13 protein-coding genes and 1 pseudogene are annotated in these 14787 nt (G+C 68.6%); 11 read left to right on the plus strand and 3 right to left on the minus strand.

Going from position 1 to position 14787, the window contains the following annotated elements:
* Positions 1-7 precede the first annotated feature (7 nt).
* From Q8O14_02735 to Q8O14_02785, 11 genes are all read left to right on the plus strand, one after another.
* Positions 8-2230, plus strand: a complete 2223-nt coding sequence (locus Q8O14_02735; protein ID MDP2359658.1) for a DUF4838 domain-containing protein — start codon at positions 8-10, stop codon at positions 2228-2230.
* Positions 2211-4856, plus strand: coding sequence for a glycoside hydrolase family 3 N-terminal domain-containing protein (locus tag Q8O14_02740; GenBank protein ID MDP2359659.1), 2646 nt, complete (start codon positions 2211-2213; stop codon positions 4854-4856). Before Q8O14_02735 ends, Q8O14_02740 begins: the two co-directional genes overlap by 20 nt.
* A 151-nt stretch (positions 4857-5007) precedes the next feature.
* On the plus strand, positions 5008-5694 hold the full coding sequence (locus Q8O14_02745) for a Crp/Fnr family transcriptional regulator (GenBank protein MDP2359660.1): 687 nt from the start codon (positions 5008-5010) through the stop codon (positions 5692-5694).
* Positions 5695-5930: 236 nt separating this feature from the next.
* Positions 5931-6377: a hypothetical protein gene (locus tag Q8O14_02750; protein ID MDP2359661.1), complete on the plus strand. Its 447-nt coding sequence runs from the start codon at positions 5931-5933 to the stop codon at positions 6375-6377.
* An 88-nt stretch (positions 6378-6465) separates the two neighbouring features.
* A complete protein-coding gene (locus tag Q8O14_02755) occupies positions 6466-7083 on the plus strand; it encodes a YceI family protein (GenBank protein MDP2359662.1) in 618 nt (205 codons plus the stop codon).
* A gap of 88 nt (positions 7084-7171) precedes the next feature.
* Entirely contained in the window at positions 7172-8143 is a 972-nt protein-coding gene (locus Q8O14_02760) for a cytochrome P460 family protein (protein MDP2359663.1), read from the plus strand.
* Between the two features lie 96 nt (positions 8144-8239).
* Complete coding sequence (locus tag Q8O14_02765) at positions 8240-8611, plus strand: hypothetical protein (protein MDP2359664.1); 372 nt, start codon at positions 8240-8242, stop codon at positions 8609-8611.
* A 116-nt stretch (positions 8612-8727) separates the two neighbouring features.
* Entirely contained in the window at positions 8728-9414 is a 687-nt protein-coding gene (locus tag Q8O14_02770; GenBank protein MDP2359665.1) for a peroxiredoxin-like family protein, read from the plus strand.
* 87 nt (positions 9415-9501) lie between these two features.
* Positions 9502-9678, plus strand: a complete 177-nt coding sequence (locus Q8O14_02775) for a hypothetical protein (GenBank protein MDP2359666.1) — start codon at positions 9502-9504, stop codon at positions 9676-9678.
* Positions 9679-9952: 274 nt separating this feature from the next.
* On the plus strand, positions 9953-10717 hold the full coding sequence (locus Q8O14_02780) for a PRC-barrel domain-containing protein (protein ID MDP2359667.1): 765 nt from the start codon (positions 9953-9955) through the stop codon (positions 10715-10717).
* Between the two features lie 104 nt (positions 10718-10821).
* Positions 10822-11685, plus strand: a complete 864-nt coding sequence (locus Q8O14_02785) for a polyphosphate kinase 2 family protein (GenBank protein ID MDP2359668.1) — start codon at positions 10822-10824, stop codon at positions 11683-11685.
* Positions 11686-11785: 100 nt separating this feature from the next.
* Here Q8O14_02785 and Q8O14_02790 read toward each other — a convergent pair whose 3' ends face one another.
* The 3 genes and pseudogenes from Q8O14_02790 to Q8O14_02800 all read right to left on the minus strand — a co-directional run bounded on the left by Q8O14_02790 (position 11786) and on the right by Q8O14_02800 (position 14301).
* Positions 11786-12178, minus strand: a complete 393-nt coding sequence (locus Q8O14_02790; protein MDP2359669.1) for a cupin domain-containing protein — start codon at positions 12176-12178, stop codon at positions 11786-11788.
* A gap of 2 nt (positions 12179-12180) precedes the next feature.
* Positions 12181-13059, minus strand: coding sequence for an alpha/beta hydrolase (locus tag Q8O14_02795; GenBank protein MDP2359670.1), 879 nt, complete (start codon positions 13057-13059; stop codon positions 12181-12183).
* A gap of 16 nt (positions 13060-13075) precedes the next feature.
* Positions 13076-14301 (minus strand): annotated as a pseudogene (locus Q8O14_02800) (lyase family protein).
* Positions 14302-14787: the final 486 nt, after the last annotated feature.

A 14787-nucleotide genomic window follows, 5' to 3' on the forward strand; every position in this document is an offset into this window, starting at 1 on the left:
GGGAAGGATGAAGCATGGACCTGCCGTGCTGGCGGGGCTGACAGCGGCCTTGAGCCTGGCGGCCCCAGCCCCCTGCGCCGTGGAGCTGGTCCGGGATGGGCAGGCCGTGGCCGTCATCCACCTGCCGGCGGCGGCCACGCCCGCGGCGGCGGCGGTGGCCGACACGCTGCGCGGCTTCCTGCGGCGCATCTCCGGCGCCGACCTGCCCGTCGTCCCCCACGACGCCCCGCCCGCGGGCGGCCTTGTGCTCGAAGAGGGGGGCGCCGCGGCGTCCGCCCTGGGGGAGGAGGGCTTCCGCCTCCACAGCGGCCCGGGCCGCGTCACCCTGACGGCCGGGACGGAGCGGGGCCTGGCGCACGCCGCCTACACCCTGCTGGAGACCTGGCTGGGCTGCCGCATGTACAGCCCGGAGGTGGTGGTCCTGCCTCGCCGTTCCACGGTCACGCTGCCGGAGATGGACGACACCCAGGTGCCGCCCCTCTCCTTCCGCCTGCAGGATTTCCAGGAACCGGCCTACGCCGCCTGGCACAAACTGAGTTCGCGCCGGGAGTGGGGCCTTTTCGTCCACACCTTCCAGGAGCTGGTGCCGCCAGCGCGCTGGTTCCCGGACCACCCCGAGTACTTCTCCGAGCACCAGGGTGGGCGCGTGGCCGACGGGCAGCTCTGCCTCAGCCAGCCCGCCGTGCTGGAGATCGTGGTGGCGGAGCTGGAGCGGCGCATGCGCGAACAGCCCGATGCCCGCTATTGGTCCGTCTCGCAGAACGACACTTGGATGCCCTGCACCTGCGCCGGCTGCCGGGCGGTGGACGAGGCGGAGGGCTCGCCCGCCGGCAGCCTGCTGCGTTTCGTCAACCAGGTGGCGGCGCGCTTCCCGGACCAGGTGATCTCCACCCTGGCCTACCAGTACTCGCGCCCCGCGCCCCGGCTGACGAGGCCCCGGCCCAACGTCAACATCATGCTGTGCAGCATCGAGTGCGACCGCAGCCGGCCCATCGCCCAGGATCCGCGCGACACCAGCTTCGTGCGGGACCTCCAGGACTGGAGCCGGCTCACGGACAACATCCTCGTCTGGGACTACGTCATCCAGTTCCGCAACCTGGTCAGCCCCTTTCCCAACCTGCGCGTCCTGCAGCCCAACCTGCGCTTCTTCGCCGGCCAGGGCGTCACCGCCGTGTTCGAGCAGGGCCTGCCCGTGCTCAAGGGCGAGTTCGCCGAGCTGCGCGCCTACCTGCTCGCCAAGCTGCTCTGGAACCCCGAGCTGGACTTCGACGCCGTGCTGGACGATTTCCTGGCCGGCTTCTACGGCGAGGCGGCGCCCCACCTGCGCCGCTACATCGACGCCATGCACGAGGCGCTGGCCGCCTCGGGCGAGGACCTCTCCTGCTTCGGCCATCCCCTGCCGACGGAGGACGGCTACCTGTCGGGAGCCCAGCTGGACCACTATGACAAGCTCTTCGACCTGGCCGAGGCGGCGGTGGCCCACCGGCCCGAGGTGGCGGCCCGCGTTCGCACGGCGCGCCTGCCGCTGATCTACGCGCAGATCGAGCAAGGCCTGATCCTGGCCGACGCCGGGCGCGGCTGCTTCCTGCGGGGGGCCGGCGGCCGCCGCTCGGTCCGGCCCGGCTTCCGCGAACAGCTGGCCGCTTTCCATGACGGTTGCGCGGCGGCGGGGATCCCGCGCCTCTGGGAGCACGGCCTGCCGCCGGACGAGTACCGGGAGCGGGCCCTGCGCTTCCTGGCGGAGGGCGAACGGCCCCATCTGGCCCTGGGATGCCCCGTGGCGCTGGAGCGGCCCGCCAGCGCGACCTACCGCGGGGGCGATCCCGGCGCCCTGACGGACGGCCTGCTGGGCTGGAGCGACTACCACTTCCATTGGCTGGGCTGCGAGGGCGAGGATCTGGCCGCGGTCATCGACCTGGGAGCGGAGCGGTCCGTCACGCGGGTGGAGGCGGCCTTCCTGCAGGACATCGCCTCCTGGGTCTTCCTGCCCCGCCAGGTTGAGATCCAGCTCTCGCGGGACGGGATCACCTACGAGACGGTCGGGCGGCAGGCGGCCCGGCTGGCGCCCATGCGGGAGGGCGCCGTCCAGGAGGCCTTCGCGGCCGCTTTCGCGGCGCGACCGGCGCGCTACGTCAGGCTGCGGGCGGAGAACATGAAATCCTGCCCGGCCTGGCACAAGGGATCGGGCGGCAAGGCATGGGTGTTCTGCGATGAAATCCGCGTGTTCTAGACCTTCGTCGGACGGGCGGCCGGCCTCCCTGGCGGCCCTTTTGCTCTGCCTCGCCCTGGCCGGCGCGGGGTGGGGCCAGGTCTACCGGGACGCCGCGCAGCCGGTGGAGGCGAGGGTCCAGGACCTGCTGGGCCGCATGACGCCCCGGGAGAAGTTCTGGCAGCTCTTCATGCTGGCGGGCGAGGACGGGGGCGACCCGGCCCGCTTCCAGGACGGCGTCTTCGGCCTGCAACTCTCCGAGCTGGACCCCGCCGCGGCGCGGCGGCGCGGCGCGGCCATCCAGCGGCACCTGAGGGAAGGCACGCGGCTGGGCATCCCCGCCATCCTTTTCGCCGAGGGCCTGCACGGGCTGGTGCAGCGCGAGGCCACCGTCTTTCCCCAGGCCATCGGGCTGGCCGCCAGCTTCGACACCAGCCTGATGCGCCAGGTGGCGGGCGTGATCGCCCGGGAGAGCCGCGCCGTGGGCGTGCGCCAGCTGCTCTCGCCGGTGGTGAACCTCGCCACGGACGGCCGCTGGGGCCGCAGCGAGGAGACCTACGGCGAGGATCCCTTCCTCAGCGCCGAGCTGGGCGCGGCCTTTGTCCGCGCCTGCGAGGACCAGGGCGTCATCGCCACGCCCAAGCACTTCGTCGCCAACGTGGGCGAGGGCGGCCGCGACAGTTATCCGGTCCACGACAGCGAGCGGCGCCTGCGCGAGTTGCAGCTGCCACCCTTCCAGGCCTGCCTGGAGCGCGGCGGCGCCCGCTCGCTGATGACCTCCTACAACTCGCTGGACGGCTCGCCCTGCTCGGCCAACGTGTGGCTGAACCAGCGCCTGCTCAAGGAGGAATGGGGCTTCCGGGGATTTGTCATCTCCGACGCCGGCGCCGTGGGCGGGGCCAACGTCCTGCACTTCACCGCCGCCGACTATGGGGAGGCCGCGGCCCGGGCGCTGAATGCCGGCCTGGACGTGATCTTCCAGACCTCCATCGACCACCAGGCCTTGTTCATGCCCCCCTTCCTCGACGGGCGCATCCCGCCCGCCGTGATCGACTCCGCCGTGGCCCGCGTGCTGCGCGCCAAGTTCGGGCTGGGGCTCTTCGAGGAGCCCATGCCGCCGGCGGAGGGCGGCGTCGGCCTGGGCGGGGAGGAGAGCCGCCAGTTGGCCCGCCGCGCCGCCGAGGCCTCCCTGGTCCTGCTCAAGAATGACGGACCGACCCTGCCCCTGCCGGCCAGCCTGCGCTCGCTGGCCGTGCTGGGTCCCGACGCGGCGGAGGCCCGCCTGGGCGGCTACAGCGCCGGCTCGGAGCGCGCCGTCTCGATCCTGGCCGGCCTGCGCGAAAGGGCGGGGGCGGACCTGGACCTACGCTACGCCCAGGGCTGCGGGCGGGTCGGCCCGGCGCTGCCCGCGGTGCCCGCCCCGGCCTTGAGCAGCGGCGCCCGGCCGGGGGAGAGGCCCGGCCTCCACGGCGAGTACTTCGCCAACCTGGAGCTGGCGGGCGCGCCGGCCTTCTCGCGCCAGGACCCCACGGTGGACGCCCAGTGGACGCTTTTCTCCCCCGACCCGGAGCGTCTGGGCACGGGCTTCTACTCGGTGCGCTGGACGGGCTGGCTGAGTGCGCCGGAGTCGGGCCGCCACCGCCTGGGGGTGGGGGGCAACGACGGCTGGCGCCTCTTCCTGGACGACTCGCTTGTGTTGGACAACTGGCGGCCGGTCTCCCACCGCACCTTGACGTCCGGGGTGGACCTGCGGGCGGGGGAGGCGCGCCGCCTGCGACTGGAATGCCAGGTCCCGGCCGGACCCGCCCGCCTGCGCCTGGTCTGGAGCGTGGGCGCCGCCGAGGACGAGGAGCCCGGGCTGCGCGCCGCGGTGGAGCTGGCCCGCCAGTGCGACGCGACTGTGGTGGTGGCCGGGATCGAGGAGGGCGAGTTCCGCGACCGCGCCTCCCTGGCCCTGCCCGGCCGGCAGGTGGACTTGATCCGCCGGGTGGCGGCGCTGGGCCGGCCCCTCGTCGTCGTGCTGGTGGGCGGCGGCCCCGTGACCATGGAGGGTTGGCTGGAGGAGGCGGGGGCCGTCCTCTGCGCCTGGTATCCCGGCGAGGAGGGCGGGCGGGCCGTGGCCGCCGCGCTCTTCGGCGACCTCAACCCGGCCGGCCGCCTGCCGCTCACCTTTCCCGTGGCCGCGGGCCAGCTGCCCCTCGTCTACCACCACAAGCCCACGGGCCGGGGCGACGATTACCTGGACCTGACGGGCCAGCCCCTCTTCCCCTTTGGCCACGGCCTCAGCTACAGCGGGTTCCGCTACTCCGACCTGGACCTGGACTCGGCGGTGCGGGCCGGCCAGCCGGTCCGAGCCGCTTGCACGGTGACCAACACCAGCGGGCGGGCAGGGGCCGAGGTCGTGCAGCTCTATCTGCAGGACGAGCTGGCCAGCGTGGCCCGTCCCGTCCTTGAACTGAAGGGCTTTCAGCGCATCGAGCTGGCGCCGGGGGAATCCCGCCGAGTGGACTTCCTCCTGCCCCCCCAGGCCCTGGCCCTGCTGGACCAGGACCTGCGCCCCGTGATCGAGCCGGGCCGCATCCGCCTGCTGCTGGGCTCCTCCAGCCAGGACCTGCGCCTGCGGGGCGTGGTGGAGATCCTGCCCTGAGCGGGCGACCCGGTGACTTGGACCGTATCCGGCCACGCTGCCCTGTTGAGGCGGAATGTGGACGACACCCCGCGGGCGGCATTGCGGGAAAGTCCTTAATCCCGATACTACAGGCCGAATCGCCTCGCCTTGCGCTGATCAGGAAGGATCCATGGCTCAGGACACCATCTGGCATCTGCAGAACTTCAACCTCTTCAAGGCCATGCCCGCCGCGGAGATGATGAAGCTGCAGGACATGGTCAATACGGACTGGATCAAGCACAAGGATCCGGTTTTCCTCTCCGGCGAGCCCAATCGCTGGGTCTATTTCCTCAAGCAGGGTCTGGTCAAGTTGTCCATGGGAACGGCTGACGGCAAGACGCTGACGGTGGCTCTGCTGAAACCTGGAGAGATCTTCGGGGAGCTGGCGCCGGCGGAGGATGCGGACGAATCCCTGGAAGCCATCGCCCTGGAGGACAGTTATCTGTGCCGCATGCGCAGCGAAGCTTTCCTCGCCTACGCCGAACAGAGCGCCGGCTTGATGCTCTCCATCAACAAGCTGCTGGGTCTGCGCATCAGGCGCATCCAGACGGCCGTCCGCGACATGGCCTTCCTGGACGTGCCAGGTCGGCTGGCCAAAGTGCTCCATCAGCTTGGCGAAACGGATTCCGTGCCGGTTGAGCGCGGGCGGCTCATCAAGTTCCGCCTGACCCATCAGGAGATCGCCAACCTGATCGGCGCCAGCCGGGAGCTGGTCAGCACCGTGCTTGGACGCTTTGTGGCGGAAGGCTTGGTGATCCAGGACAAGCGCCGTCTCATCCTGCCGGATTCCCGCCGCCTGACCAAGTACTTCCAGTAGTCCCGCCCCTGCCGGTCCCATTCGACGCTGATTTCTTGCGAGTGGACGCCATTCGGCGGGAATTCCCCGCCGAATGGCCCTCGACATGGGCGCGGATCCCATCGAAGGTCCAAGCCCGACAGGCTGCTGGCCCGACAGGTGCCACGCCGGACTGTAATGGACTTCACAGATCAGGGCAGCCATCCGTGCCTATGTTTGACCCATCGAGACAACGAGTCAAACAAAGGAGCGGAACAATGAGGCTGCGACACGTGAATCCCGGCCGGACCCTGGCGGCTGGCATCGGCGCCACCATCGCCATGACCCTGATGATGGAGGCCGCCCCCCTGATGGGCATGCCCAGGATGGACATCGCCGGCATGCTGGCCGGCTTCATGCATACACCCCTCTTCATGGGCTGGCTGGCCCATTTCATGATCGGCACCATCCTGGCTTTCGGCTACGTCCTCTTCTTCGCCCCCCGTGGCCACCAGCCGGCTTGGATAAAGGGGGCGCTTTACGGCCTTCTCCCCTGGCTCATGGCGCAGTTGATCGTCATGCCCATGATGGGCGCCCCCCTCTTCAGCGGATCGATGGTCCTGGCCTTGGGCAGCCTGGTCGGACACGTGGTGTACGGTGGCGTGTTGGGCATGCTCTACCGCCCTACCCGGCAAGGAGCGGCCTGTGCTGCCCCGGCCCGATGATCCTGGCCGCGGGGCAATCCGTCTGGATTGCCCCTCCTCCGGCCCGAAGCAGCCAGGCAGGCACACCTTGAGATGTCCGGGAGGACGCATGAGCACGCGGCTGTGGATCCTGCTGATGTGGGCCTTTCTGCTGCGATCGGTCCAGGCTGCGCCCCAGGGCTTCCAGATCACGATTGGCCACAGCGCCAACCTGGTCCGCTTTCATTCGGAGGCCACGATCGAGTCCTTCGACGGCACCACCCGCCAGGTCGGGGGGCGGATCATGGTGGATCCCCAGGCGCCCCAGGTGGCTCCCACCGCTTACTTCCAGGTGGATCTGGCCAGTCTCGACACGGGCATGTCCCTGCGCAACAAACATATGCGTGAGAATCACCTCCACACCGAGCTCCACCCCCAGGCCACCTTCGTCATGAGCAAACTGGCCGGGCCTGTCCCAGCCATGAAGGCGGGGGTGGCCACCCGCCTGATGGCGGTTGGAGACTTCACGGTGCACGGCGTCACCCTGCCTCGCACCCTGCCCGTGGATGTCACCTGGCACCCGGATGGCAGCCAGACCGCCGCCCGGAAAGCCGGACCCGTCTTGCATGTGGTCTGCCGCTTCGAGGTGGTCCTGGCTGACCACGGCATCCCGCGACCCCAGTTCCTCTTCATGAAGGTCGCGGAGTCCATGGAGGTGACGGTGGACCTGTGGGCGACGGCCGGCTGAAGCGCTGAGCAGCGCCCATCTCCAGACCCGCGGCAGGGCGACGACCCGGGCGCGTCGGAAGAATGATCTACAACACATGGTGAAAGGAATGACTGTGAAACTCCCCATCCTCAAACTTCTGCTGGTCCTGCCCCTGGCAAGCCTGCCCCTGCTGCAGGGTTGCAGCGACTCCAGCAACGACACGGACGAGGGCTTCGTGGCGGAGCTGGGCGACATGTCCGGCTACGCCTCCTGGCCGCGCGTGGACCTCACCATCTCCGACATTCCGGGACTGGCGGGCGCCCACATGGGCAACGACGAGGCCTTCACCCGGGCGGTCTACCTCAGTCCGGGCTCGACTCCGGTGGGCGGGGTCTACCCGGAGGGCAGCATCCTGGTCAAGGAGACCTATCGGTGGAATCCGACCACCGGGCTGCGCGAGTTCGCCCCCGAAGGCGGCCTGTTGGCCATGGTCAAACGAGGTGGCGACTTCAATCCGGATCATGCCGGTTGGGAGTGGTTCATGATCACGCCGGACGTGGGAAGCCTCATGGCCCGCGGCGACAATCTGATGGACGGCATGTGCAACGGCTGCCACAGCGTGAGCGATCTATCGGGCGGAACGGATTACGTCTTCGCCCACCCGGTCGAGCACGTCGCCTCCTCCGCAAGCTTCTCCAACTACTCCAGCTGGCATCTGCTGGAGGAGAGCAGCGCCGACCATCCATTCATCAATCCGGCGCACCAGAGCGATGACGGCAACGCCCTGCGTCGCGTGTACCGCAGGCAGTTGCTGGCCAATCCCGCGGGGGGAGCCTATCCCACGGGAACCTTGATCGTGAAGGAGGTGGAAGTGGGCGGTGCCATCGTGGAAATCACGGGCATGGCGAAGCGGGGAGCCGGTTTCAATCCCGCCGCCGGGGACTGGGAATGGTTCATGCTGGATCCGGCCATGGGAGGGATCATGGACCGCGGAGCCAACCTGATGGGCGGCATGTGCAACGGCTGCCATGCCAACGCCACGGGCAACCATGGAAAGGACCATGTCTTTGCCCACGCTGGCGACCCATTCAACAACTGACGCCGGTGGACCGGTCCGGAGCCGCGGTCTCGCGCTCCGGACGGCCGCGGGCCAGAGGCAGGATCGATCTCGGGAGATCGATCGGAAAGGACCCGGATGAAAGCAATCATGGTCGCCGCGGGGGCCGGCTTGTCGCTGGCGCTGTTGATGGGATGCGAGAAGGATGCCGGCACGCGTCGCATCGTGCTGCAGACGGACGGGACGGTCCAGACCGCCGCCATCGCCTGGCGGGACGGGCGCGGGGCCGTGCACACGGACCTGCGGGCCGAGCTTCCCTGGATCCTGGAATACGACGCGGAGGAAGGCATGCCGGTGTTTCTGTCGGTCAGCTCCGGCAACATCGAGGCCCGCATGTGGATCCGCGTGCTGGAGGACGGCGAGGAGGTGCTGGTGGTGCCGGGCTGTTTGTGTGATGGCAGCAGCGTCAGCGCCCAGGCCAGCGGCGTGGTGGGAGGCTGGCCCCGCTGAGGTCCGGCCTCGCTGGTCCCGCAGGATGACTTCAGGGGTCGTGCAACAAGGCTGATAAAAAGGGAGACACAATGATGTCATCTGGTCTGGTCGGTATCCTGCGGCTGGCTCTGGTCTTGATCCTGGGCCTGATCGCCGGTCGTCTACCCGCCGCTTCGGCTTCTTCCGCACAAGAGTCGTCCGACCCGGGAGGAGTCCGCATGAAGCAGCATGGGATCACACCCGAAGCGCAGTTGGGCGTCCTGCCCGAGGGCATCGGGCTCCCCCCGGGCCACCTGGCGCCGGCTGCCGTGCTGCAGGACGTCATGGGGAAGGAGGTGGAGATCGGCCGCTTCTGGCAGGAGGGACCCGTGTTGCTCGTCTTCTACCGTGGAGGGTGGTGCCCCTATTGCAACTTCCAGATCCATGAAATGTCCGAGGCTCTCCCGGAATTCCAGCGACGGGGAGTCGGACTGGTTGCCGTCAGCGTGGATCGCTTCGAGGAGGCGGCCCGGACACAGACTCTCCATGAGATTCCATTCCCCGTCCTGTCCGACCCGGATCTGATTCTGCACCAGGCCTTCCACGTGATTCACCAAGCGGACGAAGCCGAGGTCGCCATGTTGGCCCAGTTCGGTATCGACCTGGAAGCCTCATCCGGCCGGGGTCACAACGCCATCGCCGTCCCGTCAATCTTCCTGATTGCCAAGGGCGGGCGGATCCTCTGGGCGCACGCGGACGCGGACTATCAAACGCGGCCCACCATCGCGCAGCTGCTGGCGGTGACGGAAGCCCGGTTTGATTTTTCCATGCCGCGCGAGTAGGCCTGGGTACCTGGGGGGGCCTCCGCCTGCGGCGACGGCCCCCCACCTTCTGTCTTGGCCCACGAGTCACCGGGGGGATCCATCGCCATGCCCCTCGGCCCCGCCCTGGCTGCCAGTCTCGACCCCAGCCTGCTTGCCCCCCAGGCCCTGGCCCTGCTGGACCAGGAGCTGCGCCCCGTGATCGAGCCGGGCCGCATCCGCCTGCTGCTGGGCTCCTCCAGCCAGGACCTGCGCCTGCGGGGCGTGGTGGAGATCCTGCCCTGAGCGCCCGGCTGGAAGCCGGGCAAGCTGCTACCGAATCAAGCATCCCAGCGCCCGTCCAGGGAACAGGGATTCCCCTTCCTCCCCGGATGGGCGAAGCTCCCTCGTTTTGATCGACCCATTCCGCCATCTGTCGCGAAAAGGGGCCACCGGCCCCTTTTCCGCAGAGTCATGTTGTTGAACTCCAACAGCCACCACGTGTGGCGTGATTCATGCAGGGCAGAGCGACGATGGCGCCGCGAGCGGTAGGGGCGATGACCAACGAAAGGACAGGACCATGTTGCACAGGATCAAGACGATTGCCGGCCACGCTCTGCGTGGCCTTGATGGAGAATTGGGCAGCATCGAGGAATTCTACTTCGACGATCGCCATTGGACCATCCGCTATCTGGTCGCCGACACCGGGGGCTGGCTGGGGGGCAGGAAAGTGCTGATCTCGCCTTATGCCTTGTCGTCCATCGACAACAAGGGCAAGACCGTTTCCATCAGTCTGACGAAGAAGCAGATCGAGGACTCCCCGGCCATCGAGAGCGACAAGCCGGTGTCGCGACAGGATGAGAAGATCCAGCACGACTACTATGGCTGGCCCGTTTACTGGGTGGGCGACTACATGTGGGGCGCCTATTCGACCTATCCCTACCTGGTGCGCGACCGGGACAAATGGGCGAAGCCGGATCCGAACAAGGCCGGGTGGGACAGCAACCTGCGCAGCACCAAGCATGTGACGGGCTATCACATCCAGGCGACGGACGGTGAGATCGGCCATGTGGAGGATTTCATTCTCGACGACGAGACCTGGGCCATCCGCTACCTCATCATCGACACGAAGAACTGGTGGCCGGGCAAGAAGGTGCTGGTCTCGCCCCAATGGATCGAGCGGGTCAGTTGGAGCGAGGAAAGGGTCCACGTCCGGCTCAGCCGCGAGTCCATCAAGCGCTCGCCGGCCTACACGGAGGAGATGCTTGTGACCCGCGACTTCGAGTCCCAGCTGCACATCCATTACCAAAGCAAGGCCTACTGGACCGACGATCTGGGCATCTAAGTCCCGTCCCGCGAGTCCGGCCCGACCCTTCCGCCGACCCGCGGGGCCGGGAACAGGATCCGGATGCATCCACCGGCCGGGCTGCAGCCAGACAGGAGGCGCCCATGGACATCAGGGCCAAGGACTACCGCCTGCCTCCCGGCGGCAAGGTGGACAGCGCGAAATGGCCGACCCAGGTGAAGGCCTTCTACCGTTCCAGGAAGCAGTACCAGAAGCTCCTGGCCGGGCAGGTCGAAGGGCTGGGCGCGCAGCAGCGGCTGCTTCACGCCACCGGCCGCCACGCCGTGCTGTTGGTGTTGCAGGGCATGGACACGGCGGGCAAGGACGGCATCATCCGCCACGTCCTGTCGGGAGTCAATCCGCAGGGCCTGGTTGTCCATGGCTTCAAGCAGCCCAGCGCCGAGGAGCTGGCGCACGACTTCCTCTGGCGCACGGCCTGCCGCCTGCCGGAACGAGGGCGGATCGGAGTCTTCAACCGCTCCCACTACGAGGAGGTGCTCATCGTCCGCGTGCATCCCGAGTTGCTGAATGGCCAGGGCCTGCCCGCGGACCGGCTCGATCCGAAGACCATCTGGACGCAGCGCTTTCGCTCCATCGTGGAGTGGGAGGACCACCTGCATCGCAGCGGCACCCGCCTCGTCAAGATCTTCCTCCACGTCTCAAAAGAGGTGCAGCGCCAGCGCCTGCTTGAGCGCCTGGACGACCCGCACAAGCAGTGGAAGTTCAGTGTCGCGGACGTGGTCGAGCGAGGCTACTGGGACGCCTACCAGCTCGCCTACGAGCAGTGCCTGGGCACCACCAGCACCGAGCACGCCCCCTGGCATATCGTGCCCGCCGACGACAAGGCCAACGCCCGCCTGATCACGGCCCAGATTCTGCTGGACGCGCTGGTCGCCCTGAATCTGGCCCTGCCCGCGACCAGCGCCCGGCGCCGGCGAGAACTGAAGAGAATCCGCAAGCAGTTGTGATGGCCTGGAGGCTTGTCGGCCCGCCTTTGCTTCGGCCGCCGGCGGGGTCGACGGCGACCGCGCGGACGGCGCGGCACGGTGGGGGGTGGCGAGGCCCGGCCTACTCGGTCGTTCGGCTGTCGAAGGTCGCGCTCTCCGCCACCGCCGCGGCGCGGGTGGCATGGACCACCCCGTCCCGATGGCTGGGGGGCGCGTATAAAATGGTCAGTCTGAGGGGCAAAGCGCCTGTATTGACAATGTTATGCCTCGTCCCGGCGGGGACGAGCACGGCGTACCCCGCCCGGACCGCCGTCGGCACGCCGTCCAGCGACGCCACGCCCGACCCCTCCTCGACGCGGAAGAGCTGGTCCAGTTGATGGATTTCCTCGCCGGTCTCCCCGCCGGGCGGCAGCGCCATGAGGACAAGCTGACAGTGCGCCGCCGTGTAGAGCACCCGGCGGTAGTCCGTGTTGCGGACGGCCAGGTCCCCGATGTCCTGCACAAACCCCTTCATCTCTATGTCTCCGATATCGTGTGTTCCCGCGGATGCTTGGCGATTCCGCCGTCGGCGTGCGATGAGATGAAGTGGAGCAGGTCGGCATCCAGTCGCGCCCGGTGCGTGCCAGGCAGGCCGTGGGGCGCGCCCGGGTAGACAATCAAGGTCGCCTGCCGGACGATCGTGGCGGTACGCCGGGACGAGATGTCGATGGGCACGATCTGGTCGTCGTCACCGTGGATGACCAAGGTCGGCACGTCAATCCGCTGCAGATCCTCTCGGAAATCCGTCTCGGAGAAGGCCTTGATGCAGTCATGGGTGTTCTTGAGACCAGCCTGCATGCCCTGCTGCCAGAAGGAGTCGATCAGGCCCTGGGAGACCTGGGATCCGGGCCGGTTGGCGCCGAAGAAGGGCCCGTGGGCGATGTCCCGGTAGAGCTGCGCGCGGTCGGCCAGGGAGGCGCGGCGGTTCCCGTCGTACTTCTCCATCGGGACGCCGTCGGGATTGGCCGCCGATTGCACGAGCAGGGGCGTGACGGCGGAGATGAACACGACCTTGGCCACCCGCTTCGTGCCATGGCGGCCGATGTAGCGAGCCACCTCGCCGCCGCCCGCCGAGAAGCCGACCAGGACGATGTCGCGCAGATTCAGGGCCTCGATCAGTTCGGCAAGATCGTCGGTGTAGGTGTCCATGTCGTTTCCGCCCCAAGGCTGGCTTGAGCGGCCATGACCGCGGCGGTCGTGGGCCAGGCAGCGGAACCCGGCACCGGCCAGGCTCATCATGTGGGCCTCCCAGCTGTCCGAGTTCAGGGGCCAGCCATGGCAGAAAAGCACGGGGGCTCCACTGCCCCAATCCTTATAGAAGAGGTCCGTGCCGTCTTTCGTCCTGAGCCGACTCATGGGTGTTCTCCTTCCTTCATGGCGTGTCCGGAACAGCTTCATCCATCCAGGGAGCGCGGATCGTGGCCAGCGCCGCATCCACTTCATCACGGGTCACAGGACGCGAACTGTCGCCGCGCAGCAGCGTGCCGGCCGCCATCCGCGCCAGCGCCGCCTGGCGGATCGATCCTCCCGACGCGGCGGCCTCCCTCACCAGCGCCGCGCCTTGGTCGTATCCGATGAGCGGGTTGAGCGCGGCCGCCACGGACAGGTTGGGGGATGGGGCGAGCGCCGGAGGAGGCGCGGCGGCCAGCCCCCGCACGCACCGCTCCGTGAAGGCGTCGACGGAGTTGATCGTGATGTGCATCATCTCGAAGAGGCCGTAGGCGATGACCGGCATCATCACGTTCAGCTCGAGCTGGCCAGCCTGAGAGGCGAGAGCGATGGTCGTGTCAAGGCCGACGACGTGGAACATGGTCATGTCCAGCATCTCGGCCATCACCGGATTGACCTTCCCCGGCATGATGCTGGAGCCGGGCTGGACCGCGGGCAGGCGCAGCTCGGCCAGGCCCGCCGTGGGACCGGAGCCCAGCAGACGGAGGTCGTTGGCCACACGGATGAGGGTGAGGGCCAGGGTGCGCAGCGAGGCTGAGAAGGCGGTGGCGTCGGCCATGGACTGCATCGACTCGAAGAGGTTGTCCGACTCGTGGAGGACAAGTCCGCTGCGGGCGGACAACTCCTGGACCATCAGGTGGTGGAAGTCCCGGTGGGCGTTGAGGCCGGAGCCGACGGCCGTGCCGCCGATGCCCAGCCGCCTGAGTTCCTCGGCCGCCTGCCGGATCCGCCCGGCATCCCGCTCGACGGCCCGCTGGTAGGCGCCGAACTCCTGGCCCAGGCGGAGGGGGATGGCATCCTGCAGGTGTGTCCGCCCCGGCTTGACAATGCCCTCGAACTCGCCGGACTTCCCACCCAGCGTAAGCGTCAGGCGCGCCAAGGCGCCCAGCAGCTCGTCCAATCGCCAGAGGCATCCCAGCGTCCGCCCATCACCTCCGTCGCGGCCTGGATGATGGCATCGGCCCGCCTGGAGTCCAGCAGGCCCAGGCGATGGTTGACCTGAGCGGCGGCCGCCTTGATCAATCCCATCGACCAGATGTAGGCGCGGCGCGGCCGCAGGCCCGAGATGGGGAAATTCTCGACGGCACGCTGCGTCTGCGCGCCGTAGAGGGCGTCGGCCGGCACCAACACCTCGCCCAGGGCGTCCACCTCACGCCGGACGGTGCCGCCGCGCGTCGCGCCGTGACCCTGTTCAGGCCCGGCAAGCGGCGCGGGAAGACGCCCAGGCGTCTCCCGGAACTGGCCGCCGTCGTCCTCCCACCGCATGATGTGAGGAGGATCCACGACAGCCTGCCTGGTCGGACTGGATAATGGCTTCACGTCGACTCCTTCCATGACGGCCTCCCGTCGCGCGCCGGCCACAGAAAACGCCGGTTCCCGCCCCAGAAGCATCTCCTGTGGCCGGAGCCGGTTGAACACCACAGGGCCTTGGCCGCCTGCGGAAAGGGCTGTCCTGTCCGCCGACGCCATTGCAGGATGCGTGCCACTTCCAGGAAGCGTGGCCGCGAAGGCGGCCGCGGGCTGGGCGGACCCCGGCGCGCGGACGACTCCATCAAAATGGAGGGGGTCGCTCCATCACAATGGGTGTCGGCGACCACCGCCAGGGGCTGGCGCCGGGCTTTGCCCTTTGACCGG

It is taken from the genome of bacterium, from assembly GCA_030685015.1.
GTDB lineage: Bacteria > CAIWAD01 > CAIWAD01 > CAIWAD01 > CAIWAD01 > CAIWAD01.